General features: G+C 52.9%; 24 protein-coding genes. 11 read left to right on the plus strand and 13 right to left on the minus strand.

The window, feature by feature from the left end:
• Positions 1–40 precede the first annotated feature (40 nt).
• Genes Q0N43_RS02320 through Q0N43_RS02360 form a run of 9 tightly spaced genes read left to right on the plus strand, consistent with a single transcriptional unit; the run spans position 41 to position 8486 of the window.
• Positions 41–409, plus strand: a complete 369-nt coding sequence (locus Q0N43_RS02320) for a hypothetical protein (RefSeq protein ID WP_295441889.1) — start codon at positions 41–43, stop codon at positions 407–409.
• Positions 406–1575: an acyl-CoA dehydrogenase family protein gene (locus tag Q0N43_RS02325; protein WP_295441892.1), complete on the plus strand. Its 1170-nt coding sequence runs from the start codon at positions 406–408 to the stop codon at positions 1573–1575. Before Q0N43_RS02320 ends, Q0N43_RS02325 begins: the two co-directional genes overlap by 4 nt.
• A 57-nt stretch (positions 1576–1632) precedes the next feature.
• A complete protein-coding gene (locus Q0N43_RS02330; protein ID WP_295441895.1) occupies positions 1633–2139 on the plus strand; it encodes a MarR family transcriptional regulator in 507 nt (168 codons plus the stop codon).
• An 18-nt stretch (positions 2140–2157) separates the two neighbouring features.
• Positions 2158–2916 carry an SDR family oxidoreductase gene (locus Q0N43_RS02335; RefSeq protein WP_295441898.1) on the plus strand — a complete coding sequence of 253 codons (759 nt, stop codon included), beginning with the start codon at positions 2158–2160 and terminating at the stop codon, positions 2914–2916.
• Between the two features lie 18 nt (positions 2917–2934).
• On the plus strand, positions 2935–3729 hold the full coding sequence (locus Q0N43_RS02340) for an enoyl-CoA hydratase-related protein (protein ID WP_295441901.1): 795 nt from the start codon (positions 2935–2937) through the stop codon (positions 3727–3729).
• Positions 3730–3747: 18 nt separating this feature from the next.
• The gene (locus Q0N43_RS02345; protein ID WP_295441904.1) at positions 3748–4989 is read left to right on the plus strand and encodes an acetyl-CoA hydrolase/transferase C-terminal domain-containing protein; all 1242 of its coding nucleotides are present in this window, start codon (positions 3748–3750) and stop codon (positions 4987–4989) included.
• Positions 4990–5001: 12 nt separating this feature from the next.
• Positions 5002–5931, plus strand: a complete 930-nt coding sequence (locus Q0N43_RS02350) for a 3-keto-5-aminohexanoate cleavage protein (RefSeq protein WP_295441907.1) — start codon at positions 5002–5004, stop codon at positions 5929–5931.
• A 5-nt stretch (positions 5932–5936) separates the two neighbouring features.
• The gene (locus tag Q0N43_RS02355; protein ID WP_295441910.1) at positions 5937–7307 is read left to right on the plus strand and encodes an AMP-binding protein; all 1371 of its coding nucleotides are present in this window, start codon (positions 5937–5939) and stop codon (positions 7305–7307) included.
• An 18-nt stretch (positions 7308–7325) separates the two neighbouring features.
• Positions 7326–8486, plus strand: coding sequence for an enoyl-CoA hydratase-related protein (locus Q0N43_RS02360; RefSeq protein ID WP_295441914.1), 1161 nt, complete (start codon positions 7326–7328; stop codon positions 8484–8486).
• Between the two features lie 184 nt (positions 8487–8670).
• Here the strand turns inward: Q0N43_RS02360 and Q0N43_RS02365 are convergent, their stop codons facing one another.
• The 3 genes from Q0N43_RS02365 to Q0N43_RS02375 all read right to left on the minus strand — a co-directional run bounded on the left by Q0N43_RS02365 (position 8671) and on the right by Q0N43_RS02375 (position 11651).
• Positions 8671–9444 (minus strand): tyrosine-protein phosphatase, encoded by a 774-nt coding sequence (locus Q0N43_RS02365; RefSeq protein ID WP_295441916.1) that lies wholly within the window; start codon positions 9442–9444, stop codon positions 8671–8673.
• A gap of 49 nt (positions 9445–9493) precedes the next feature.
• The gene (locus Q0N43_RS02370) at positions 9494–10933 is read right to left on the minus strand and encodes an aldehyde dehydrogenase (protein WP_295441919.1); all 1440 of its coding nucleotides are present in this window, start codon (positions 10931–10933) and stop codon (positions 9494–9496) included.
• Positions 10934–10997: 64 nt separating this feature from the next.
• The gene (locus Q0N43_RS02375; protein ID WP_295441922.1) at positions 10998–11651 is read right to left on the minus strand and encodes a 2Fe-2S iron-sulfur cluster-binding protein; all 654 of its coding nucleotides are present in this window, start codon (positions 11649–11651) and stop codon (positions 10998–11000) included.
• A gap of 342 nt (positions 11652–11993) precedes the next feature.
• On the opposite strand from Q0N43_RS02375, the gene Q0N43_RS02380 reads away from it, so the two are divergent.
• The gene (locus Q0N43_RS02380) at positions 11994–13097 is read left to right on the plus strand and encodes an NAD(P)-dependent alcohol dehydrogenase (RefSeq protein ID WP_295441925.1); all 1104 of its coding nucleotides are present in this window, start codon (positions 11994–11996) and stop codon (positions 13095–13097) included.
• Between the two features lie 342 nt (positions 13098–13439).
• On the opposite strand, the gene Q0N43_RS02385 is transcribed toward Q0N43_RS02380, so the two are convergent.
• The 3 genes from Q0N43_RS02385 to Q0N43_RS02395 all read right to left on the minus strand — a co-directional run bounded on the left by Q0N43_RS02385 (position 13440) and on the right by Q0N43_RS02395 (position 15120).
• The gene (locus tag Q0N43_RS02385) at positions 13440–13703 is read right to left on the minus strand and encodes a cytochrome C oxidase subunit IV family protein (protein ID WP_366845935.1); all 264 of its coding nucleotides are present in this window, start codon (positions 13701–13703) and stop codon (positions 13440–13442) included.
• Entirely contained in the window at positions 13700–14296 is a 597-nt protein-coding gene (locus tag Q0N43_RS02390; protein WP_295441929.1) for a cytochrome c oxidase subunit 3, read from the minus strand. The genes Q0N43_RS02385 and Q0N43_RS02390 overlap by 4 nt, the downstream gene beginning before the upstream one ends.
• Positions 14297–14379: 83 nt before the next feature.
• On the minus strand, positions 14380–15120 hold the full coding sequence (locus Q0N43_RS02395) for a hypothetical protein (RefSeq protein ID WP_295441931.1): 741 nt from the start codon (positions 15118–15120) through the stop codon (positions 14380–14382).
• A gap of 198 nt (positions 15121–15318) precedes the next feature.
• Between Q0N43_RS02395 and Q0N43_RS02400 the strand changes: the two genes are divergently transcribed.
• Positions 15319–15984 carry a glutathione S-transferase N-terminal domain-containing protein gene (locus Q0N43_RS02400; protein ID WP_295441934.1) on the plus strand — a complete coding sequence of 222 codons (666 nt, stop codon included), beginning with the start codon at positions 15319–15321 and terminating at the stop codon, positions 15982–15984.
• Positions 15985–16390: 406 nt separating this feature from the next.
• Here Q0N43_RS02400 and Q0N43_RS02405 read toward each other — a convergent pair whose 3' ends face one another.
• The 7 genes from Q0N43_RS02405 to Q0N43_RS02435 all read right to left on the minus strand — a co-directional run bounded on the left by Q0N43_RS02405 (position 16391) and on the right by Q0N43_RS02435 (position 25987).
• Positions 16391–16801 (minus strand): TetR/AcrR family transcriptional regulator, encoded by a 411-nt coding sequence (locus Q0N43_RS02405; RefSeq protein WP_295441937.1) that lies wholly within the window; start codon positions 16799–16801, stop codon positions 16391–16393.
• 79 nt (positions 16802–16880) lie between these two features.
• On the minus strand, positions 16881–18671 hold the full coding sequence (locus tag Q0N43_RS02410; RefSeq protein WP_295441942.1) for an amidohydrolase family protein: 1791 nt from the start codon (positions 18669–18671) through the stop codon (positions 16881–16883).
• 216 nt (positions 18672–18887) lie between these two features.
• Entirely contained in the window at positions 18888–19634 is a 747-nt protein-coding gene (locus Q0N43_RS02415) for a glucose 1-dehydrogenase (protein ID WP_295441945.1), read from the minus strand.
• Between the two features lie 263 nt (positions 19635–19897).
• The gene (locus Q0N43_RS02420; RefSeq protein ID WP_295441948.1) at positions 19898–20452 is read right to left on the minus strand and encodes a glutathione peroxidase; all 555 of its coding nucleotides are present in this window, start codon (positions 20450–20452) and stop codon (positions 19898–19900) included.
• Between the two features lie 29 nt (positions 20453–20481).
• Positions 20482–21648, minus strand: coding sequence for an LLM class flavin-dependent oxidoreductase (locus tag Q0N43_RS02425; protein WP_295441951.1), 1167 nt, complete (start codon positions 21646–21648; stop codon positions 20482–20484).
• A 130-nt stretch (positions 21649–21778) separates the two neighbouring features.
• Complete coding sequence (locus Q0N43_RS02430) at positions 21779–24079, minus strand: TonB-dependent receptor (RefSeq protein ID WP_295441954.1); 2301 nt, start codon at positions 24077–24079, stop codon at positions 21779–21781.
• 1026 nt (positions 24080–25105) lie between these two features.
• A complete protein-coding gene (locus Q0N43_RS02435; RefSeq protein ID WP_295441955.1) occupies positions 25106–25987 on the minus strand; it encodes a LysR family transcriptional regulator in 882 nt (293 codons plus the stop codon).
• Positions 25988–26225 lie beyond the last annotated feature (238 nt).

Consider the following 26225-nt stretch of genomic DNA (forward strand, 5'->3'; position numbering starts at 1 on the left):
AATAGCATTGAGCGCGCAATCTTTTGAGGACCGATTACCTATGAGCATGCCATTGGCGGTCGAATGGGGCAAATATGGCATGCGCCCGACCGTACCCGGCCCATTCCCGCACGAAAGTGTATGGGAAAAGTTGAACCTTATCCCCGATGCGCAAAGGTGTGCACTCGGCTTCGATACGGTTCCGCCTGGCCGCTATGGCGATATGCAGGAATTACAGAGCTTAACCATTTTTCTGAAGCCCAATGGCTGTGATGACATAAATGGCCAGGCTATCGCGATTAATGGCGGCCAGCACCTCGCCCAACCGAGTACCTTTGTTGATCTGTCGGGTTTGACCGATGCACAATGGCAGGCTGCATGCGAAGCGATTCAGGAATCCACACAAAGAGACAAGGCCAACGGTTCATGATCGAGCGTACTTTATTCAAGGAAGAACATCACATGTGGCGCGAAACGGTGCGTCGTTTTGTCGAAAAAGAAATTGTGCCCTTTCATGATCAATGGGAAAAAGAAGGCGTTGTCCCGCGCTCGCTTTGGCTAAAGGCCGGTGAGCAGGGAATGCTCTGCTGCACAGTGCCCACCGAATATGGCGGTCTTGGACTCGATTATTTGTTCGATGTCATCCTGTTTGAGGAATTGTGGAAAGTCGGCGCAAGTGCCCCCGGCTTCCTCATCCATACCGATTTAGTCGCAACCTACTTATTGTCGCATGGGACGCCTGAACAAAAGGCGTATTGGCTCCCTAAAATGATCAGCGGAGAGGCGATTGGTTCGCTTGGCATGACCGAACCGCATGCGGGGTCCGACTTGAAGGCGATTCGCACCAAAGCGGTTCGCGAGGGCGACGAGTTTGTCATCAATGGACAGAAAGTTTTCATCTCCAACGGCCAAAGCTGCGACATTCTTGTCCTTGCCACCAAAACCGACAGCGCTGCAGGCGCAAAAGGGGTCACGCTGTTTATCGTCGAAGGCGACCGCACCGGTTTCAAGCGTGGCCGTAATCTCGAAAAGCTTGGCATGAAGGGTCAGGATACCTCAGAGCTGTTCTTCGAAAATGTCCGCATTCCGGCGTCGAACATGCTGGGCGAAGAGGGCGGCGGTTTTGGCGTAATGATGAGCAAGCTTCCTCAGGAACGGCTTGCGCAGGCGATCCGTTCTGCAACGGTGACTGAAACCGTCATCCAGTGGACGGTGGATTACACTGCGGAGCGCAGAGCCTTTGATCAAACAATCGCTGATTTTCAGAACACACAGTTCGTGCTGGCTGATTTGAAGGCGCGCTCGGTAATGGCGCGTGTGTTTACCGATAAATGCATCGAATTGTTCATGCATGGTAAACTTGATCCAGTGACCGCTGCGATGGCGAAAATGACTACGTCCGAGTTGCACTGCGAAGCAGTAGACAAATGTCTGCAGCTCTTTGGCGGTTGGGGCTACATCTGGGAATATCCGATTTGCCGAGCTTATGCTGATGCCCGGATCGTCAAAATTGCCGGCGGTTCGATTGAAGTCATGAAGATGATTATTTCGCGCGAAATGTTCAAAGGGCGGCTAAAGGGCCGACCAACGGCCTGAAATATGAATTCGGGGGTGAATCTTGATGCACTTTCACCTAATGGCGGTCGTTCAATAATGGCTGAAGGTAAACCTGTGCAAAAAGATCTTAACTCTAGCCTCCGGTTTGGCTTTCTTATCCACGACGTATCGCGTCTACGCCGCATCGTTGTCGACCGCGCGCTCAAGCCGCTCGGCATCACGCGCTCTCAATGGTGGGTTCTCGCTTTCCTGTCGCGACGCGACGGCATGACACAGACTGCGCTGGCCGCTGACCTTGATCTTACAAAGGTGGCTATCGGCGGATTACTTGACCGGATGGAGGCATCACGCCTCGTCGAACGCCGCGCCGACCCTAAAGATGGCCGAGCGCGTCGTGTCTATCTGACCAAGTCAGGTCAAAAGCTGATTGCTACAATTCGAAAGAATGTTGAAAATGTTGAAGTCGGCATTTTGACAAAAATCCCCGAAGCCGACCTCAATCAGGCGTCGGACACGTTGCTGGCGCTCAAAAACACTTTGCTCGAAATGGTCGACAGCGATGACCCGGACGATGATCGGGCGGATATCAATATTCTCGAATAAGCTTTTAGGAGATTTAAGTTGCGCGGATTGAAAGACAAAGTGGCGATTGTAACCGGCGGCGGACAGGGGATTGGTCGCGGCATCGCACTGCGCCTAGCAGAAGAAGGATGCAAAGTCGCTCTTTTTGATATGAACCCGGGTGCTGGCGCGGAAACCGAGGCGCTTGCAGGCGATGCCATGGTAAAAACCTACGCAGTCGATGTCACGGACTATGACGCAATTAAAATTGCCGTCGATGCAGTCGAAGCCGATTTCGGCCCGATCTGGGCGCTGGTCAACAATGCCGGTTGGGATTTGCCTAAGAACTTCCTTCAGACGGACAAACCCTTGTGGGACAAGATTATCGCGATCAACCTCTATGGCCCGCTCAACACGCACCATGTCGTTGCCCCTTTGATGGTGTCGCGTGGCGGTGGACGTATTATCAACATCGCCTCCGATGCAGCCCGCGTGGGGACGAGCACCGAAGCGGTCTATTCGGCCTGCAAAGGCGGCGTGATAGCGTTCACCAAATCGGTCGCGCGTGAGCTGGCGCGGAATAACGTGCTACTTAACGTAGTCTGTCCGGGTCCTACCAATACGCCAATGATGGCGAGTGTACTTGGCGAAGGCGAAGCAGCAATCAAATGGAAAGACGCGATGGTTCGGGGGATTCCGCTCCGCCGTATGGGAGAACCCGAAGATTATGGCGGGATGGTCGCGTTCCTCGCGTCGGACGATGCTTCCTTCATGACCGGCCAGACGATCTCGATCGCTGGCGGCATGAACATGATTTGATTTCTTGGAGATATTGAGATGACTGACCCCGCTACTTTCGAAGATGTACTTTATGAAGTCCGTGACCGGGCGGCGTGGATTATCATCAATCGCCCGCAGCTGTATAATGCGTTCCGTGCGCAAACCATCGAGGAACTGATCGCTTCGTTCAAGCTTGCAGCTGATGACAAGCAGGTTGCTTCGGTTGTATTGACGGGTGCTGGCGACAAGGCATTTTGCACTGGTGGTGACCAGTCTGCGCATGAAGGCCAGTATGACGGACGCGGTATCGTCGGCCTCCCGATTGACGAACTGCAATCCATCATCCGCGATATAGGCAAGCCCGTCATCGCACGCGTTAACGGATTTGCGATTGGAGGAGGCAATGTATTTGCGACATTGTGCGACCTGACAATTGCGGCCGATACCGCAAAATTTGGCCAAGTTGGACCAAAGGTTGGCTCGGTTGACGGCGGCTGGGGCACGGCACTACTCGCTCGGCATATCGGCGACAAGAAAGCACGCGAAATGTGGTTCCTCAACGATATGTACACGGCGCAACAGGCTGCGGACATGGGCTTGGTCAACAAAGTAGTTCCCGCAGCGGAACTTGATGCGGCGGTCAATGCGTGGACCGATACTTTGGCAGAACGTTCGCCCACTGCGCTCGCGCTCGCCAAACGGTCATTCAACGCTGATAGCGAGAATATCCGCGGGATTAGCCAGATGGCTTTGAATGCCGTCAAGCTGTTCTACGATACCGAAGAGTCGAAAGAAGGCGTCCGCGCCTTTACCGAAAAGCGGAAGCCTGATTTTCATAAATATGTGAAGTGATTGCAAAGGGCCGGGACAATGACAGCTATCCGCTTTGACCCGGCCAATTTGGCGGATGTTTTGCCTCCGGGCGGATTGACGCTTGTGTCATCCTGTTCGGCTGAATCAGGGATTTTGGCGGATGCCGTAATGGCGGCAGGCGATGATCTGGGCGCGATGACCTTTAGCGGCGTGTTCGTTCCCGGTCTCAATCGCCGGACTTGGCTTCCGAATCCCGATTGCAGCGTGCTCACCTTTTTTATGACGCCAGAGCTGAAGGCGGCTGGCGAACAGGTGGAGTTTCTTCCGATCTGTTATCAGGATATCCTGCACCTCTACCGCCGCCGCCAACCAAATGCGGCGCTTTTCATGTGCAGCCCGCCCGACGAAAACGGAAATTGCAGTTTCGGCAGCGAAGTGGCGTTCATCGCCGATCTATGGCGCGATATTCCGGTGCGGATTGCGCATATCAACCCGCAGATGCCGCATACCCCGGGGGATAATGGCATTCCTTTTGCCGAGATCACTGCATATTTTGAGTCCAGCCAGCCGTTGTTGGAAAGCCTAGGCGGGGCGCCTGATCCTGTTGCAGAAGCCATCGCCGCGTATATTGTGCCTCACATCTGTAACGGCGCAACATTGCAAACTGGCCTCGGCAAAATACCCGACGCTGTGATGCGCGGCCTGACTGGTCATAACGATCTGCGTGTGCATACCGGCCTGATGGGTAACGGATTACTTGAACTCGCAGTATCGGGCGCAATGGCAGAAGGGCCGTCCGCACTTGTTGGGGTCGCGATTGGCAATGCGGAGCTCTATGCAGGCATTGCAAACCCGGCCTTCCAGTTCCGGCCTGTGTCGGTCACACATGGGTTGGCGGCGCACGCCGCAATCGACAATCTCGTGACCATAAATTCTGCAATCGAAGTCGATCTTTTGGGGCAGGCCTACGCCGAGCTAACGCCTAAAGGCTTGGTGTCCGGCCCCGGCGGCGCCTCTGATTTTGCACGCGGCGCGCGTCTGGGCGATGGCTTGCGGATCGTCGCCTTGCCTGCATCCGCCGCAGGCGGCAGCATCAGCAGGATTGTTGCACCGAGCGGTGGTGCGGGCGCCGTGTCACTGGGGCGGATGGACATTGACCTCGTGGTGACCGAACACGGCGTCGCCGATCTGCGTGACAAGACATACGCGATGCGCGCGAAGGCGTTGATAGCCATCGCTTGCCCATCACATCGTGATTTCCTTCACGTTGCGTGGACCAACTACGCCAAAAAACTTTAATGGGAATTCAATATGGCCACGAACAAGGTTATTATCAGCTGCGCGATTACCGGATCAATCCACACGCCGTCCATGTCGCCTTATTTGCCCGTGACTGCGGCAGAAATTGCCGATTCTGCACTGGGCGCAGCAGAGGCGGGGGCCGCGATTGTCCACCTCCATGCGCGTGATCCGGTCGACGGACATCCTGTTCACACGCCTGAGGATTTCACGCCGTTCCTTGAGGTCATTAAGCAACGCTCGGATGTCGTTGTGAACATCACCACCGGCGCTTCACCCTATATGCCCGTTGAATATCGCGTCAAACCCGCTGAAACGCTGCAACCCGAGGTTGCCAGCCTCAACATGGGATCGATGAATTTCGGCCTCTTCCCAATGCTCAAACGCTTCAAAGAATTCAAACATGCGTGGGAGCCTGAGATGCTCGAAGCTTCGTATGACCTGGTGTTTCGCAACAGTTTCAAAGACATTCGCTACGCGCTCGATACGCTCAACAAGACCGGTACGCGCTATGAGTTTGAATGTTACGACACCGCGCATCTGCATAATCTCTATTATTTCTGGCAGGAAGGGTTGGTCGAAGGGCCGCTGTTCATTCAAACCTGCTTTGGGTTGCTAGGAGGGATTGGTTCGCACCCCGATGAAGTGATGCACATGAAGCGCACAGCGGACCGTTTGTTCGGTGATAATTACCGCTGGTCGGTGCTGGCCGCAGGAGCCGCCCAAATGAAGGTCGCAGCGATGGCAGCTTCGATGGGCGGGCATGTGCGCGTCGGCCTAGAAGACTCGCTTTGGCTTGGTAAGGGTGAACTGGCCCAAACTAACGCAGCACAAGTGACACGCGTCCGCCAGATCATCGAAGGGCTTGGGCTGTCCATTGCAACGCCCGATGAAGCCCGCGATATTCTCTCCCTAAAAGGCGGCGATAAGGTAGCATTCTGACGAATATGCTATCGCTTGCCGAAACACCATCACGCCATCCGGCGGACCGCCTAGCGTTGGTTAAAGGCGCGGAGCGTTTGACTTTCGGCGAGCTTGAAACGCGTTCAACTCGATGGGCTAGCTGGTTGATCGGCAAAGGCGTGCAGCCAGATGATCTCGTTGCCTTTTCACGGCCTAATGGCCCGGAATTCATCGCCATAGCTTTTGGCATCTACAAAGCAGGGGCCACACCCGCACCGATTTCTGGCAAGCTTCCCGCCTTTGAACGCGATGCGATTTTGGACGTAATGCAACCGCGGGCGTACATTGAGCCAACCGATGCTCCTGATTGTGCAATGGCTATGCTGTCACCTATTCACGTTGCTGCATCATGGAAAGCATGCACCAGCGGCGGAAGTACGGGCAAGCCCAAAGTAATCGTAGATGGACGGCCTGCTGCTTTTCCAGATGGCATGGACTTTATTGGTATCCCCGAAAATGCCCCTGTGCTGGTGCCAGGTCCGCTCTATCACAATGCCTCGTTTAGCTCCGCGATTTTTGCGCTTTGGAAGGGCTGTACCGTCTGCATGATGGACCGGTTTGAGGAAAAGGCTGCGCTACAATTGATCGATGATCTGCGCATTCAATGGTCGATCATGGTGCCCACTATGCTGCACCGTATCTGGCGTCTGCCTCAACCTTACCGCGAGAGTTTTGACCTTTCATGCTGGAACATGGTGGTCCATACCGCATCACCCATGGCACCGTGGCTAAAGCAAGCGTGGATAGACTGGATGGGTGCCGACCATATCTGGGAAGTGTATGGGGCGACCGAAGGGCTGGTTCGTTGTTGGATTGGCGGCCGCGATTGGCTCACACATTCCGGATCGGTTGGTAAGCCGACAGGAGGAGCCCGTCTTCGGATATTGGACGAGCGGGGAAATGAAGTTCCAACCGGCATTGACGGGGAGGTTTATGCTATGCCCGCTGGTGGCCCAAAATCCAGCTATCGCTACATCGGCGCAGAACGTCGCGCCACCGCTGACGGATGGGAATCGGTTGGCGACATCGGCCATGTCGACGCAGAAGGCTATCTGTATCTGGCGGACCGACGCGTAGACCTGATCATTTCGGGGGGCCTTAACATCTGGCCGGCAGAGGTCGAGGCAGCGATTTCCCGGCATCCCGATATTGTGTCTTGTGCGGTGCAGGGAAAGCCTGACGCTGACATGGGACAAATCGTCCATGCTGTTATTGAAATGCAACGCAAAACACTCTCGCTTGAAGAACTAAGCGCGTTCCTTTCCAACTATCTTGTGCGTGTCAAGCACCCGCGCTCGCTAACCATACAGGCAAGCGCAGTCCGCGATGACGCGGGTAAGTTCCGCAAACAGTGATTTACCGAAGGAAGCATAATGACCGTTACCCCGCCAACTCTTGAACAGTTCCGGCTTGAATTTCAAGCGAATGGACTTGTCCATCTCGTTTTTGATTGCCCTGAGCGGACGATGAATGTGTTTTCCAATGCGGCCATTCACGAGCTTGGTGTATTTGCCGCTTGGTTGGCGGGGGCAGATGTAAAGGGCGTTGTTATCCGCTCGGGCAAGGATAATGCCTTTTGCGCGGGCGCGGACCTGACTGAACTTGGCGTTGCCTATGATATGATAATGGAAGCACCGTTGCAGGACCGCTTTAATGTGGCGTTCGAGCATTTTTTCCCACTCAGCAAAGCCATTCGCGCTTTGGAAACGGCGGGTAAGCCCGTTGCCGCCGCAATAGCCGGCCTTGCCCTTGGCGGCGGATGTGAGTTGGCATTGGGTGCGCATTACCGCGTGCTGGTGGATGATCCTAAAATTGGACTTGGTTTGCCTGAATCGCTCGTCGGCTTGTTACCCGGGGCTGGAGGAACGCAGCGTTTGCCGCGCCTGGTCGGCCTTAAAGCCTGCCTCCCGATCTTACTTGAAGGCGCTCGTTTGAGCGGTCAAGCCGCGCTCAATGCAGGGCTGGCGCACGAACTGGCCAAGCCGGGCGAAGAGGTGGCACGTGCGGAAGCTTGGTTGCTGTCTTGTGCCGATGCGCGGCAGCCGTGGGATCGAGTTGATTGGGTTTTGCCGTCAACGCCAGAGATTGACGTGATCTTAGCGCCACTGCGCGCAAAAGCAGACCCCCTCTATCCTGCGCCGATCGCCATTCTCGATTGTGTTCAATATGGCTTGCCGCAAACCTTCGAAGGGGCAATCCGCAGCGAGATGGCAATCTTTGCACATCTCATCCAGCGGCCTGAGGCCCGGAACATGATACAAACCCTTTTCCTTGGTAAAACCGATTATGACCGGCTTAAGCGCAGGGATGCGTTACCAGCATTTGTCTCCAACGTTGTTGCTGCGGTTCAAGCTGTAGCTGGAGACAGAGGCGACCCTGTGGTATTGTGCGCAATCAGCGAAGCCGTCTTGCCGTGGCGTGAGAAGCACACTTCTGACGAGCTGCGCCTCGCCGATTACGCGGTCGTCAAAGAGACGGGCTATCCGTCTTACTTGGGCGGCCCCTTCAGTTTCGCTGTTCGGGGTTTTGACTGACCGTATGGCCTATCGAAATGGATGTGCCGCATCAGCGGCTTAGTCCGCAGCAGGCTGGCCTGACTGGTTTCACGAAGAGCCCAATGCAGGGAAAATGGCTGCGGCTTGATTTTGTAGCGGATAAAAATGCCGAAGCACTATTGGCCTCAGCATTTTTTGTTTCATTGGTTTTGGAGAGCAAGGACTATTCTGAATATTCAGCGCGTAACTGGCGAATACTGTCTGGTGAGACGCCCAAGCCATTTACGATATAATCTTCGATGCTACCAAACCGTGAACTCATCTGCGCAAATGCGGTCGCCAGATATTCGGGGCGGACAAGCATGACTTCCTCCAACACCTCGTCGCTCAGATCGAGGTCATATTTCGCGCGCAAAGCGGCAATCCCATCGTTCATACGGTTATCCCCAGCGGCATTGGTTAGCATGTAATCCTGATAGATATCATTTTCAGACACCCCCATCAGCTGGTGGAATAAAGCAACGGTTAAACCCGTCCGGTCTTTGCCCGCAAAGCAGTGCACCAATGATGCCGACTGACATTCCGCGACGCTATTGAGATACAGCCCGAAGGACAATTGGTTGGCGGGATTGAACGGCAGGCTGCTATAGATTTCTTTCATTCCATTGATTGCTTCCTGACGGGTTGAAAGCCCTAAAAATGTCGACGACAAATGCGGTGTTTCGCCGTGTGCGTCTGGTATAAAGGCAAGTATGCCGCCTGCGACAGGCCCGACCAAGCTTGGATCAGTTCTGCGCTCAACGTCGCTGCGCAAATCAACTATTAGGTCAAGTTCGATTGCCGAAAGCCGGTCAATATCGCTTTTCGTGGCATAGCTAAGATGCCCCGAACGAAATAATCGCCCGCGTGGAATCACAGCTCCGGAAAGCGTTCGATAGCCGCCATAGTCGCGAAAATTATGTATGCCTCCCAATGGAAGCACTCTGCTTTCCGTCATCAATCCATCAACCTTTGCTACTCACCAACTTCCCACTTCAAGCGTGCCATCAGCCCATTACATAAATCGATTTTGTCCGCATATAACCATTGACGGCTTCAGGTCCGAATTCGCTGCCCATGCCGCTACCCTTTACGCCGCCAAAAGGTGAACCGAGTGAGGGCATATAGCCGTTTACGCCCACGGTCCCGCTATCGACTCGGCGGGCAACATCGGTTGCGTGCGCGCTGTCGGAGCTCCAGACCGAACCGCCCAGACCGAATATCGAGTCATTGGCAATCCGCACTGCCTCGTCTTCATCCTGATATTTGATGATCGAAAGCACGGGGCCAAAGATTTCTTCCTGTGCGATGACGGCTCCATTATTGACATCGGCAAAGACAGTCGGCTCGACAAACCAGCCACGATTATGACCATTGGGGCGACCCCCGCCTGCAACTAACCGCGCTTCTTCCTTGCCCCTGGCGATATAGCCTTCGACGCGGTCCCGGTGGAGAGCCGAGGCCATTGGCCCGACATGGGTGCCCGCATCCATCGCATCGCCAATCACAAGTGTGGAAACCATGCCAGCAACAGCGTCGACAATTTCGTCGTAGCGTTTGGCCGGAGCCAATATCCGCGTGGCGTTGTAGCATGCCTGCCCGTTGTTTAGCATGCTTGCCATGGGAATGCCCGGAAGGAATGTATTCAGGTTGACATCTTCGAGCAATACAGCGGCTGATTTACCGCCGAGCTCCAGAGTGACCGGACGCAACAACTCGCCGCAGACGCTCGCGATCTTGCGTCCTGCCGCGGTCGACCCGGTAAACGCAATTTTGTCTACTTCCGGATGCGAGACTAGATGCGCACCCGCAGCACGGTCCGCCGCGACGATGTTGATGACGCCCGGCGGAACGCCTGCTTCAAGCGCAGCCTCGGCGACGAGATAGCTGTCGAGCACAGTGCCGGGCGAAGGCTTGACTACCAAAGTGCAGCCCGCCAGCATGGCAGGCGCGATCTTGCTAAACGCAAGGGTGGCAGGGAAGTTCCACGGCACAATCGCACCGACAACACCAATGGCTGATTTCTCGACGAGCGTTTCCTTGCCCATTTGCGACGGGCGACTTTCGGACAGCGACAATCCATCGGCAAGGCTGGCATAATATTGGAGCAATCCGGCGGGAAACTGGGCTTCGAGCATGTTTGACAGGCTTACCGGCATGCCGTTCTGCATGCTGACCGCTTGGGCTAATTGCGGGCCGCGCCTCGCCATGGCTTCCATGAATTTCAGCATGACCTTGGCGCGTTCGGCGGGGGATAATTGCGGCCAGCCGCTGTTGTCAAAGGCGGTGCGAGCTGCGGCAACCGCCGCGTCAATGTCGGCTTCAACGCCTTCGGGTACGGTCGCGATGCGTTCGCCTGTCGAGGCGTTGATGATTTCGAAAACCTTGTGGGTCGAAGGTTTGACCCATTGGTTTCCGATGAAGAATGCAGTTCGGTCTAAGCTCATTGTATCTCTCCTAAATTAGTCTTGTATCATACTGGCATCGTTGAATTTGTCGTAGAAAATTGCATCAAGCGGCACGCCCAGCCGCGCCAGCTCGGGCATAGCTGCATCGATCACCGCAAAGATAGGCCTGGGCGTCGGGTCCCAGACGCTCTAGGACGTCGATAAATGCGCCGTCGTGTCCGTGCCGAAGGAACATTACCGGCCTTGTCTGACCGGATTTTTCGGGCGCAGCGGCCAGAAAACAGGACCGGTGAACTGGGCCCCCATTCCGACACATGTTGAGATAATGGAGCGCGCGATAATGCATTGGCAAATCAGTTTCCCAAACCACCCGCATAACATCGTGCGTTAGCGGTGTTGTCTCGGCAAGCTTGGCCGTCGCGGTAACATGCTCTTCTGACTGCGGCTGCAATTCGACTCGACGACCAATTCGGTTTTTTGGAACGGCCTGGCAGGCGAAAATACAGACGGCCTCAAGCTCTTCCCTGCTGAGCGCGTAGCTAAAGGGTTTAATCGCATCTACCTTGCTCGAAATCAGATTTGTCCGGCAGGTTCCGCAAGTGCCGAAAGTGCAATCATGTGGATAGGGCGAGCTCACCTGTAACGCTTGTTCAAGTATGGTTTCGCCGGGCGCAACCAAAAGCTGCAATCCCGACGGATTGACCAGAACCTTTTGTGGCTCCGCCTTTCCGAATAGCGATTTAATCCAGCTCATCATGCAGTTCCATTGATTCTAAACCGATTATCCATTCTGCGCAGCATTCTGAAAGGTTGTACAAAACCCGCAGAGTGAAGGCCCTACTCTTTACCTTACGGAATGAAGGTAATTTCCAACAAATCTAAATAACTTCACAAATAGTAAATAGGTTGACATGATTCGGGCATAGCTTATTTTGAGGACGGCAGTATATAAATCAAATAATAATTTGCATGCCTCCATGCGAGCAACGCGCAAAGGTATGACTGGAAATGGCGAGCAGCAAATGGTGCTGAGCCGTGCTTATTTAGCCCGGAATCGTGATGCTATCCGCACTCGTTATTGATTTTTTGGAGAGAAAAAATGAAAGCGACAGCAGCAATCATCCGCAATATCGGCGGACCTTTTCTGATCGAGGATGTCGAAGTGCAAAGCCCGGTTGGGGCCGAAGTGCTTGTACGTATCGTCGGCGTTGGAATGTGCCATACCGATCTTGTCGCCCGCGATGGCTTTCCTGTGCCGATGCCGATCGTGCTTGGCCATGAGGGGGCCGGCGTGGTTGAAGCCATCGGCCCCGATGTGAAAGGGTTGGCTGTAGGCGATCATGTCGTGCTGAGCTTTGATAGCTGTGCAGATTGCGAAACCTGCAACGAACATCTTCCCGCTTATTGCCATAATTTCCTTGCCTATAATTTTGCAGGCGTCCGTCTTGCAGACGGATCGACGTCGTTGTCGAGGGGCGATGAAGTCATTCACGGCAATTTCTTTGGCCAGTCATCCTTCGCCAGCTTTGCAATCGCGCACGAACGGAACACGGTAAAGGTGGATAAGGACCTACCGCTCGAAATTTTGGGACCATTGGGCTGTGGCGTCCAAACCGGGGCCGGTGCCGCTGTCCTATCCCTGGAGATAAAGTCCGGCCAGTCGCTGGCGATCTTTGGCGGCGGCGCCGTTGGTCTTTCGGCTTTGCTTGGCGCACGTGCCATTGGAGCTGGCAGTGTAATCGTGATCGAACCCAATGCTGAACGCGGAAAACTGGCGCTGGAGCTTGGTGCAACGCATATTATCAACCCGAAAGAGTGCGACGATGTACTGGCGAAAGTGAAAGAACTCGGCGGAGGCGCTGGGGTTAACCATGCCTTGGATACCACCGGCATCCCAGCGGTCATTGCGGTGGCGGTAGAAACAATGCTGCCGCACGGCACTTTGGGCTTGATCGCGGTGCCACCGCCCGAAGCAATGCTGCCCGCTAACATGATGAGCCTGCTGGTCCGCGGTAGTATCATCAAGTACATCACAGAAGGCGACGCCGACCCGCAGGTCTTTGTGCCCCAGATGCTCGCTTGGTACCGGGAAGGTAAATTTCCCTTTGACCGGTTGATCAAGACCTTCCCGTTCAGCGCGATCAACGAGGCCGCCGCTGCGTCGGAAAACGGCAGTGCGATCAAGCCAGTACTGCTCTTCTGACGCGTAAGCGTTGCTCCTAGTGCGGGTCAGTGCAGTGGGATCGCCCTTTTTTGGTAACCGCCTCAACGAAGCACCGTCAAAATCATCCCGCAAGCTAGTTGATGCTCCCATGTCACCTCCTCCAAATGAAGAACAACATAGAATCAGACTTTCAACCGATTGGGAATCCCAAATCTGAGTCATCCTCAGCGCAGCTTGGTATAATGCTATGAAGTGAATGTCTCACCAGTCACCCGATGTTACAGCGGCAAGAGGCCGTGGTTTAAATGTAAGGAATGCAGAAAGTTTGCCGTCACCCGACAATTACCAGTTAGCTTCTTTATGGAGAATCTTATTTAATCGCTAGCCAATGACATGACCGGCGATAAGGAGCACCCCCATCGCGACCAGCCAACTGCGGTACATGAACCGCCAATGAGGTGCGGCATGCCGAGCCTCCATATAATGAATGATCACAAGATCGCCCTTGACAGCGGCGATAATAAAAACTGCACCAATAGCATAAAGCGCATGCTTTGAACCCTCAGCAAAGAATGTCGAAAATAACGATAGAGCCATTAGTATTAGCCATATGGTACTCGGCTTAGTTTGACACTTTAGCATCATTTTGCTCCCGCAAGATAAAGCATTGGAAAGATGAACAGCCACAGCACGTCCACAAAATGCCAAAACAGCCCGACATTCTCCATCTTCTTGCGAAAATTTTTGCTGCCTAGCTCCGTCGATAAACGCATTCGGCAGTGCCCCATGAAAACCATGCCACCAATCACATGGATGAAGTGCAGGCCAGTAATTAGGAAGTAGAAGGTGAAAAAGCCGTTCGATACCGGCGAAAGGCCGAGCGCAATCTTATCTGAATATTCGATCAACTTGTTGCCGGCAAACAATGCGCCGAGGAGCAGCGCTAAATTCAGATAAAGTGCTACCGCACGCTCAGCATTCCTGCGTGTCGCATGTACCGCCTCAACCATGCACCATGAGCTGGTCAAAAGAAATAGGGCGCTTGCAAGCCCAGTGAGAGGGTCTAGCTGCCGCTGTGAGACTGAGAATATATCAGGAAGGCGCAATCGCTCGGAAATATATACCAGAAAGAACAGAAAGAAGACAACCATATCGATGAACACGAATGTCCAAATCCCGCTCGTCCCGGGATGGTCCTCGTGATCGGAAATGTCGCTTCGAAACTCGTTGGATTGCATCGGTTCCCCCTACTGAAATGCGACAGCCCGGCACAGTCCCATAGGTCTATGCCGGGCCGAGCCGCTACAAATTACCTTCAACCTTATACTATTGCTAGCCTTCCAGCTGCGACTGCTTGGTCTGCGGTTGATTTGTAAACATGCTTCAGCACATAGAAGTTGTAGACGCCGAAGAACGCAAAAATCCATCCAGTGAAGATGATCCAGAAATTCCACAGCCCTGCGACCATGAACGGACCGTCGGTTACGAACGGCATAAATATTAGCGGCACAAAGCCGATACCGATTGCTGCCGACACCCATCCAGCCCAGGCTGGGAACATCGTCTGTTTCTTGTTCAAGATCGTGTAAAGCGCCAATGCACACATCTGGATCGTGGTTATCATATAAGTGCAATCAAAGATGAACCACGTCATGGTGTGCACCATCTTGATAATCTCTGGTGAAACCTGACCCGTTAGAATCGAACACGCAGCCCACATGGCGGAGCAGAATGCGAAGAGCCATCCGGTCAAGATACCGCCGGCCAGTTCGATGAAGCTGAGCGCACCAACATTGCCATGCTCATCGCGCATCAATGATGCCAACAGGCAGGACCAAATGGTGTAGAATAAGCCAAACGTGGCGCTAAGGATCATGCCAGCACCGATTTCTGGATATTTACCGTAATATTCCGAAATGAGCTGATCTGGCGTCATCGCCATCATGTTAGGTGGCGGGATGTTATGCCCCATTATGCCCCAAGTGTAGATAATGCTAACTACGAACAGCGGCCCACACCATGCGAGGCCACGCTCGATTGCTCTTTTTGCGCCTTCTTCCATTCCTCAACTCCTCCCATAAAACAGTTGATTGCTCAATAGCAGTCCCATAATTATAAAACAACTATTTGTTTTTATGATTTCGGTTGTTATGAAGGTGGCAGATCAAGTGTGCAGGGCAGGTGTCTGTCGTCAGATAATTTGAGACATATGTCAGGTGTTAATGATGCGTGTTGATCAATCAATTGAAGGAGACTTAAGATGTTACTGATCAGCGCCACACCGAGCCCCTTCGCCCGCAAGGTGCGTATTTCGATGATAGAAAAGGGCATCTCTTTCACGGTCCAGAACGAAGTGCCTTGGCACGCGGACACTAAGACAAAGCTCTATAATCCGCTCGAACAGCTACCGATTCTGATCCCTGACGACGGCGACCCTGTGTTTGAATCGACCTATCTTATGGAATGGCTCGAACATAAATACCCGCAGCCCTCCATGCTCCCAGCCGACCCCGCGCTGGCGATGGAAGCCAAGCTGGTCCATACCATTGCCGAGGGCGTCGCCGATGCGACTGTGCTGCTGTTCTGGGAAATGCAGCGCGAACATATCAGCGCCGAATGGGCGAAGCGTCAATTGCGGAAGGTCAAAGGCGGCCTCACCGATCTCAACCGCCGGGTCGGCGACCGCGAGTTTGTTGTGGGCGACCGCTTTGGTCTGGCTGACATAGCGGTTATCGCGCTCCTTGGTATGCAGGATACGGTGGTCGAATCGCAGATGATCCCTACGTGGCAACAATATGCGCCCGATATGGATGCGTGGACTGTGCTGTATCCTAATCTGAAGCGGTTTGTGGCGCATCACCAGAACCGCCCCTCGGTGAAGGAAACTGCGCCGTTTATGTTTGATCTGGCTGAGAAGATTGTCTGAGGGGATTAACCCTCAAATATCGCTACAGCCCCCTGCAACTCCGTTTGTTCCTTGAACGCATAAAAGTGGGCGCGGTTGCCAGCCAATTCGTCTCGGGCTCTATCTGGATCAACAAGCATAGCGATACCTCCTCAGACACGCCGTTTATAGGTGCGAAGATGCCGGGAGTGAACATTTAGATAGGGATACGCGACGTGCTTGAATTTACGCAGGTAAAGGTCGTGAACTATGCCAAGGCGACAAATGTCTAGTAAGGGTTTTTCAGCCCCGAAAGCAGCATCTCGGCGTAGGTCTTGCCGATCTCCACAGCGCCGACATTGCGGAAGTTCTTGTCGGCGTAGCCCTGATCGATAATCGCGATCACCGCATCCGAGGTTTCCGCTTTGAATTTGCGTATATCAGCTGACTATTCCGACCGTTTGTCGGACACATCGCTCAAATTCCCCCGGATGTAGACGCAAAAGAGTGGATAATGCTCGCCATAAGAAGTCATTAGCGTTGTAATTAGGTTGCGTAATTTACGGCGCTGGCTGATGCGGCTCTTTTGGATCTGCTTTACGATTTCAAGATTGCGTTCGACGACTGAGCGGACGAGTTCATCGAACAATTCCTCTTTTGATGAGATGTAGTAATAAAGCGCAGCATGGTTGCTTTTGAGTTCTGCTGCGACCGCATTGTAACTTGCGCCCTGAAAACCCAGCCGGTTAAATACCCTGATTACGGCTTCAGAAATTTCGATGCGGCGCAACTGGTAAGAGGAACTCGAAATTTCCTTGGCAGTCGACCTTCGCTGGCCGATGTCACCGCCTTTCGTCATCCAGGCCCATATTCAATTAGCAGAGTTGCCGGGTCATTAGATAAATATGTCAGAACTAACAACCCGGTGACCAATCCAGTCAATCTGCCATTTCGAGGGTAGGGGCTGGTGCAAACGCGTTAGGCGCGCTGCGCAGCAACTTGCCGGGAAGCGCGCCTGTGGAAACACCATTTTCAAAAGTCACAATGCCACTCACAATCGTTGCGCGATATCCGGTTGCGGTCTGGAGCAGTCGCTTGCCGCCTGCTGGTAGATCCGCAACCATATTCGGTCGAGAGGTACCAATCTTCTGATAATCGATGATGTTCACATCCGCCTTCATGCCGCGCGCCAGTACTCCACGATCGTTCAGATTATAAAGACTGGCAGTTGCTCGGGTTTGCTTCTCAACAGCTTTTTCGATCGACATGGTCGGCCCCGCTTTTCTATCGCGGGTCCAATGACTGAGCATGAAGGTTGGCATCGCCGCATCGCATATCGCACCACAATGTGCGCCAGCGTCTGACCCTGCCGCAATCACTGTAGAATTATCCATCAGTTCGTAGAGGAAATCGAGATTATAGTCGCCATAATTCACAAGGATCACATAAATATAGCCGTGCCCGCCATTCTCCATCATCATATCGTACAGAATGGTATCTTCGGAAACGCCCGAGCGCTTGGCGATCTGTTGCACGCTCGCTTCGAATGGGGGTTCATAATCCAGTGAACCGTCGGCCTGTTCGAGCCGGAACATCATTTCATAGCGAAGTGCAGTACCTTCAAACGGCAGCTTGTCCGAGGTTTCGGAAATGATCGCAGCTCTAATTTCGGGCTGCTTCATCTTTTCGACCTGCTCGTCGAAAGGAAGCAGGGCCAGCGCATCATATGTTGGTCGGCCCATGAACATGTGGAAACTGCTCTGTAATCCCATAACAATACCGGTCGGACGCATGCTTATCTGTGGATAGATTTCCGCACCCTCGGCCTGCGCCTTGCTGGTCAGTTCCATTGTCGAGCGCCATTTCGTGGTGTTACCGGGATTCTGGAAAAGCAAATAAGTGAACTTGACGTTTTTGCGTCGCGACACATCGGCCATCCAGTCAATCTCTTCAACATCGGTGAGGCTGCCAGGGATACCGTCAAAATTGATATCTGATACCACCTCAAAAATGCCGTGGCCCGCTTTGCTCAGCGCGTCGCCAAAGCCCTCCATCTCGTCGATGCTCACTTGTGTGCCTGGGACAACTTTGCCGTCGGCCGTCCGGTGCGCGGTGATCCGCGACGAGGAAAAACCAAATGCGCCAGCATCAAGCGCCTCGCTAACTAGCGCCGACATTTGAGCGATTTCTTGAGGAGAAGCAGGTTCGTTGTCGCCCCCCTTTTCACCCATCACATAAGTCCGTATTGCGGCATGTGGCACCTGCGAGCACACATCCATTGCATAGGATTTGGAAGCGAGCGCATCGAGATATTCGGGATAGGTTTCCCATTCCCAGGTAATCCCTTCGGTCAGTGCGGTGCCAGGAATATCCTCGACACCTTCCATGATGTTAATCAGCCTGTCGCGGAAGTGGGGCTTGACCGGCGCAAAGCCGACACCGCAATTGCCCATGACCACGGTCGTCACTCCGTGCCAGCACGAAGGAGACAGGAAAGGATCCCAGCTGACCTGGCCATCATAATGCGTATGAATGTCGACCCAGCCCGGTGTCACCAGATGACCGGTAGCATCGATCTCGCGACGACCCTGACCCGGCACGGCGCCCACTGCAGTAATCGTTTGCCCGTCAATTGCCACGTCTGCCAAACGTTTAGGCGACCCCGTGCCGTCAACCACCGTTCCTCCGCGAATGACGAGATCATGCATAATGACTAAATCCTTTTCCATTGGCTTACCTATTTACCACGACCCGATTTTTCCATTCCGGTTCATCGCTACTCTCACTGTTTTGCATCTCTTTAATATAAAACCCATAGCCTATCGTCAACATACTCGTTGATACCTTGCGCGGGGGGGCAACGTCCTGTTCGAAAAGATCGACGATTTGCAGCGCTGCAATTGGCTAGCCCATACGGTATTGATAGGCTTTCATCGCGGATGTTCTCAGCAGGCTGTCATGCCGCCATCGATGACATGCTCCATGCCGGTAATGAACGATGATTCGTCAGAAGCGAGGAACAGAACCAGCTGGGACACCTCGCTCGGCTTGGCCATTCGCTTCAGCGGAATCACATCCCCCGCGCCGCCGCCATTTTCATCAGTCGCCGCAACCATCATCGGGGTCAGGATATAACCGGGGTGAACCGAATTGCAGCGAACATTTTTGGGACCATATTCAAACGCGACTTGCTTTGTCATCCCTCGCACTGCAAACTTGCTGCCGACATAAGCTAAGTTGGGTGAGCCAGCGCAGGCGATCATTCCCGCAATTGAGGAAATGTTTACGATCGAGCCGCCTCCCGCCTTAATCATTGACGGGATTACGGATTGCATCCCAAGGTAGACACCCAGTTGATTGATGTCACACACCAGTTGATAGTCGCTTTGGTCGAAGTCTACTGTATGGGCGATGGTGCCGATGATACCAGCATTGTTGACCAGCACATTGATGCTGCCAAACCTAGCTTCTCCTTGCTCTACAACAGCCTTCCACTCGGCCCCGTATCGGACGTCTTGCTTTATGAACATCGCATTTTCGCCAAGGCTTTCAGCCAGCGCCTGCCCATCTTTTTCGTTGACGTCGGTCAGGATCACCTTGGCGCCTTCAGCCACAAACATTTTGGCATGTGCCTCTCCCATGCCCTGCGACGCACCTGTGATGATCGCTACTTTGTTCGAAAGTCTTCTCATTTCTGCTCTCCTGATTCATGTCCTAAAAGCGGTTCTAAACTACCTTGTTACGAAAGAACAAGCATTTGTTTTTGTGGCTAAGCAGGGGCCACGGCCTAACACTTCCAAATGTGAAAGCCTTAAACCGCCGTCCGCAGAACTATTCAGATCATCTGTCTGTCACCAGAACATTTGGCACTGATGTCTTCGTAAATGAGCGGAGCGTTGGCACCATCAGTTGGGTTGATATCATGCGGTGGCAAGCGGCATGATTTAGCCGCAGTTCACTTCAAAGCGAGCTCAGCCTCGATTGAGGCAATCAACGCCGGATCATCAGGTGCTGTATCGGGGGCATATCGAGCGACAACTCGTCCATCGCGCGCGATTAGAAATTTCTCGAAATTCCAAAGAACTTCTGGTGGATTAGTCGTATCGATTCCGTGCCCCGCAAGCATCGTGCGCATTCCGTCACCACTAGTGCTAAGAGCTACAGGCATCTCTTTAATCAAACTTGCATAAAGTTCGCTTTTGTCATCTCCTGTAACTTTATTCTTCGCAAAGATCGGGAAACCGACATCATATGTTAATTTGCAAAATTCAGCGATTTCTGCATTGGAACCTGGTTCTTGACCAAGGAAATCATTCGACGGAAAGCCAAGGACGACAAAGCCCCTGTCCTGGTAACGTCGATAAAGCTCCTCAAGGCCTTCATATTGGGGCGTCAGTCCACATTTTGAAGCAACGTTGACGATTAGTCGGACTTGCCCGGCATAGTCTCCAAGCCCTCCGTCGGTGCCGTCGATGCGCTGCAGCTTGATCATGTCAACTGTGTTAGTCATTTCAATCTCCATTAATTGTCGGTCGAGGCCTATTTCTTGCCGCTCGCATGCTTGGCGGCGAAAGCACCAATCGCGTCGGATTGAGCTATGGCAAGTTCGTCGCGGACATCGCGCGCATAAAGTTCGCTAGATTTAAGGCGACGGTTAGTCTTCTTGAAATGCGGGATCACAAACTCGCCAAACAGATGATAATGATGCTTTTTGGCATTCCAGTTTGCCCAATTGTGATCAAACAGCAGGAAGGCGCCGAACCCGCCATTGGACTGGTCCTGCAGAGATTCGATTTGTTCAATCGCATCTTCATAGGTTCCAATCACCGCCGATCCAGTGGACATTGCCCATTCAATGTAATCCTCCACCGTGCTTCCGGTCGGCACCATCTGCGGCGTAGGGGTCGTGTGTTGCAGATAGTCGCAGAACTCGCGCAGGCCAAACGCTACATCCTTGAGTGCCTGCTCCTTAGTGTCGGCTATGTGCATGAGGCCAACGAGCCGCCATTTGTCCCGGTCCACCGTCTTGTTGCACTCCTTAGCGCGCGCTTCAGCGACATCCCAATGCATGGCCAGAACGTCGACACCCGCCTTCATCGATGCACCAATGGAGATCAGACCTATACCATGCTGACCCGCCAAGCGCGGCCCGGACGGCGATACGATGGCCGCGGCAAGCACCTCTGGATGTGGGTCCTGATAAAAATCAAGCTGGAGCCGCGCGTTAACAAGCTTATAGCGTTTAGTCTCTATAGAAATTGGCTCATCACTCGTTAGCAAATGCATCAGAACGGCTGTGTCTTCTTCAAGCGCATCGCGTTGCTCCGATGGGTGGATACCAAGCATGGCAGCGTCAGTGGCAAGCGCGCCCGGCCCCAAGCCCAGCATCACGCGACCACGCGTGAGATGGTCAAGCATGGCAAGCCGATCAGCCACCCAGAGAGGGTTATGATAGGGCAGCGAAACAACACCGGTGCCAAGTCGGATATACTTCGTCTGCGCGGCAACATGCGCGATGAACATCATCGGATCACCAATTGGTTCCGCACCACCTGAGTGATGCTCACCAAACCAAGCCTCGTCGAACCCGATATTGTCCATTATCTGGACAAGCTCGGTATCGCGTTGCAGCGCGTAGGTCGGGTTGTAATTTACGGGAAGATGATGCGGCGGCACAAACGCTCCAAAACGAAGTCGATCAGTCATGAACACTCTCCCTGTAAGCCATGAGCGGCTAATTGTATGTGTGAGATAATCGCGGCGCGCTTGCCACAAAGCCGCCCATTTCTAATCAGGAATGGGCGGCTTTGTGCCTGTGATATGGAGCGATGCAGCTCTAGAACGTATAGGTTCCCTGAATACCAAAGGTCCGCGGCGTGCCCACGAGCCGCGCGCTTGTGCCGATAACCGCGCCCAAATCTAGCCCGCCAACATAGTATTTCTTCTTGGTCAGGTTTTGGACATAAGCCACGAGCGAAAACTGAGACCCGCCAACATTGTCTAGACCTGCACGAAGGTTGACCAAGCTGTAACCGTCAATCAACGTATTTACCGTGAAGGTATTTGCAAGATTGGAATAATAGAACGATGACTGGGTATATATCTCGCCGCGCAAATAGGCAGTGCCAAGATTGTTGCTAAGCTCCTGACTGACTTTCGCAAAAGCACTGCCTGCCCATTTTGGGGCGTCGCCATAAGGACCATAGATAAAATTGCGTCCACCTGCGATAGCATCCGGATCATTGTAGACAGCGTCGGTGTATGCCAAATTGCCGCCGATTTCGACGTTGCTTGAAATATCAAAATTGGCGTCGAATTCAAAGCCGCGAATACGGGCCTTATCGACATTGCCGGTTACTGCAGCGATGCCGAGATAGACAGCACGTTGAATGTCTTTAACTGACTGATTGTAAAGGGCTAAGTTAATGCGTGACCGCACCAACCCTAAGTCGCCGGCGAATTTGATGCCAGCCTCAACGTCAGTAGTGGTCTCAGTTTTATAGGCATTGTTGCTTGGCCGACCCTGTGCATCAGGCACGGTGTTATCAATATTATAACCCGCTGTGCGGAAGCTGCCACGCTGCGCAATATAAAGCAGCAAATCGTCGTTAACCTTATAATCGAGGCTGAGGGTCCAGCTAGGCTTATCCACCTTGAGCGAGGCAAATGCGGTAACCGAATTTGGCAACAGTACTGATCTGTCACGGGGCGCGCGGGTAATGCTCTGTTTTTCCCAAGTGTGGCGATAGCCCGCAGTCAACGACAAGGGGTCCGATATCTTGTAGGTGAATTGGGCAAAAACGGCCTTAGACTCATTCCGCCTTTCCCCGCCAAAAACATTCTGGTTGCCCCATGTGAAAGGCGTTTGCAGAGAAGCGCCCGGAATGTCACAAAAAGCACAAGTTGGCGTCAAGGTTCCTTGCTTTACATCACCCAAATAGACGCCAACGATATAGTTCAGTTTGTCGTCCATGAACTTCCCAGAGATTTGCGTCTCGTTCGACCATTGCTTGGTGTACCAGCTATAACCTTCCGCGTTTGGCAGGTTTGCACCGGGCGTCTCAGTTTGAGTGTCGGGTACGTTGCCAATGATGATCCATGGCAAGCCAGCCCCATCGACGTCGATGACATCAGTGGACCGGACGTTGTTATAGCCAAAAATATTGGTTACCTTTGCCGTGTCGGTTAGTTCATAGCTGGTCTTGTTTGAAATGAAATATTGGCGGCTCTTATGATCATTAGTTTCGCTGTTGTAAAAATCGTAAAATCCAGCCGCCTGATTTCGTGCCAATTCCAGATCGGCGGCATTCAGGGTTCCGTTCAAACCCAAATTATAAAGGAAGGCAGTAGGAGCTTCCAAGGCATTTCCGTCCGGTCCCGTTGAGCCTGGCGCATTTATGCTGGTCAATTTCAGGCCGCTTGCTCTGCCATCGTCGGTGTTATACTGAAAAGTTGTAAGACTTTCAAAACGGTCGCCCGGCGTGAGTAGCACGCTCGCACGGAAAGCCTGATAGTCAATCTGGTTGGACTCAAGCCCGTTGCCAATAGCAAGGTTGCGCTGAAATCCATCGCGTTTGCGATGGGAGGCGGCAAGCCGAACCGCAACGGCCTCTCCGATCGGAACGTTGATTGCGCCATTCACTTCGATGTTGTTGAAGTTGCCATAACCTGCCGTCAAATAGCCGCCAAGTTCGTCCGTCGGACTTTGCAACTGATACAGAACCGCGCCGCCCGTAGCGTTGCGGCCGAACAGCGTACCTTGGGGCCCCTTAAAGACCTGAATTGACTGCATATCGAAGAAGGACTGCGTACCGAACCCTGCAATCTGCACTTCGTTCATATACACAACCACAGCCGGCGCGGTGCCGGAGAAGGCGTCAACTGTCTGGCCACGCAGAGCAAAGTTGATCTGGTTGTTTGACGATGTCTGGCGCAAAATCAGGCCAGGCGTTGCAATTTGCAAATCTGCTTCCGATAGGATACGCTGCTCGGCTAGCTGCTCGGCACCCAAAGCGGCAACGGAAACTGGAACGTCCTGAAGCCTTTCATCGGCGCGCCGTGCGGTGACGATGATGTCTCCACTTTCTAACACTTCGTCAGCTGGATTGCTCGTTTGCGCGAGCAAAGGCTCACTCATAAGCGCGCTAACCGCAATTCCTGTCGCAAGGAACGCCTTGAAATATGCTGGTCGTTGCGAAGCAACGTTAAAATTTTCTATCATAGTCCGTATCCCCATCCCCTCAACAAATCGTGTTCAATTTCAAAAAGCGAGCGCTTAATATGCACTTCTCGTTTATTTCTAATGGTACTAAAACGACTTCCTTCATAATTCGTGCGATTAACCACGTTCGCGCTTTCTTTCCGATAAACCTTCACGAATCAGATCATGTATTAAACTCGTTTATCAAACAGTGGTGTTGACAAGTCAAGTTGATTAAACAATCGTTAGTTTTAATCAAAAATGCTGCAGCATTACCCTGTGTAAAATTAAACTCGAGGCATGATCGAGGAGGCCAAATAGCGTCTCAGCAAAAAACTCTTATATCCGCCCTCAGCGACCCTCTCGGGCATTCGCTGATACGCGCGCACGCCGCCGGAATAAAGCATGACAAGGCGAGGTTTGCCGAGGATTTCGGGGCCGACATAATAGCTTTTGGCTCTGGGATAGGGCGTTTCTCTGGAACGCAGATTACCGTGATCGACCCCGTTTCTGCCGACTGCTTGCGTTGCACCTCGCGCTCGTCGTTCTTCGTCATCGAAAAGACCACCTTCCATCACTGGAACAATGCAAAAGGTGTCTGGTAACTCCCTACATGTCTAAAGCCTGGGGTGCGTCAAGCGGATTGCACACTGCTTATTCCGGAGAGCCGCGGACAGTCGGAATAGAGCTGTCGGTTAAGCTCTAACCAACTTTAGATCTCTGAAATGCCGACAAGGGTCATGGTCCGCAAGGCCCATGACCCTTTTGTCTGGGGTCGGTGTAGTCCGGTGTCAAACGTTCATGACGTTACCCAAAATTCCAGTTTATAGAGCTTTGGCACCCATTTCTGGCCGAGTATCGGCTGGAAGCAAACTATAAATCAAATCGAAGTGAAGCTTTGTAGAATTGCGAGCCCGTAAATACAGGCAGCATTTTCATAAAAAACTCTTGTTTCTAGTGGAATTAGTCTTTCATTAGAGGGCCGTTATCTACAATTTGGTGGAGCCAATCGATGACTGCACGCACGCGTGCTACCTTCGCCAAATCGCGGTGAACGACGACCCAGAAGCTGCGCCGAATTTCTGTGTCGGGCATTATTGAAACTAGGTTAGCATCAAATGCCGTAATAAAACTAGGCAGGACACACACTCCGAGGCCAGACTGTGTCATTGCCAATTGGACATTTATACTTGAGCTGCTGAGCGCAGGCACAAAACTATCATCAATCTCTGACAGATAGCGCAATTCCTCTGCATAGATGAAGTCTGGAATGTATCCGATCAGCGCATGCTCCCTCAGTTCCGCAATCGTCTGAGGTTGACGATACGTGTCAAGATACGCGCGTGAGGCGTACAACCCGAGTGTGTAATTTGTGAGCTTGCGCGCTATGAGTGGTCCCTTGACTGGTCGGGCGAGCATGACAGCTAAGTCAGCTTCGCGCTTGGACGGATTGAGAAATCCATTTGTCGTAACAATTTCGAGCTTAATTCCAGGATGAAGGGATTTGAATGAAGGCAAGTGTTTAGCGACTACCCATGTCGCAAATCCTTCCGATAAACTTAGCCTAACGGTTCCTGCGAATCTGCTTTTTTCTCCAGTTATAGAGCTCGCGGCAGCTATTGCGGACCGTTCGATCTCCTCTGCATAAGCCAGTAATTCAGTACCGCTAGCAGTCAGCATATGACCAGCGGGCCCAATTTCGAACAAGCTGGTTTTGAGTTCGCCTGCGAGCCTATCTATTCGCCGTCCGACAGTCGTGCTGTCGACTAAAAGGCTCTTAGATGCGGCTGTTAACGTGTGTGAACGCGCAACCGCGAGAAAGAAACGAAGGTCGTCCCACTGCATACCAGCCACTCCTGCAAAAACGCAGGATGTATATGCATAACTGTCTATATGTCTGCAAATTAATTTGGCTAATAGCATAGCCGTTGGTCCAGGAGAAGATATATGCGTCAAATCGATCATTTCATCAGCGGTGGTGCAGGCGCCAGCGCAACACGCTTTGGCGATATCATGGACCCCAATAATGGCGGCGTGCAAGCGCGTGTGGCAATGGGCGATGCAGCTGTGCTTGAACGTGCCG

Origin of the sequence: Sphingorhabdus sp. EL138, assembly GCF_945882965.1 — a bacterium.
Classification (GTDB): Bacteria; Pseudomonadota; Alphaproteobacteria; order Sphingomonadales; family Sphingomonadaceae; genus Sphingorhabdus_B.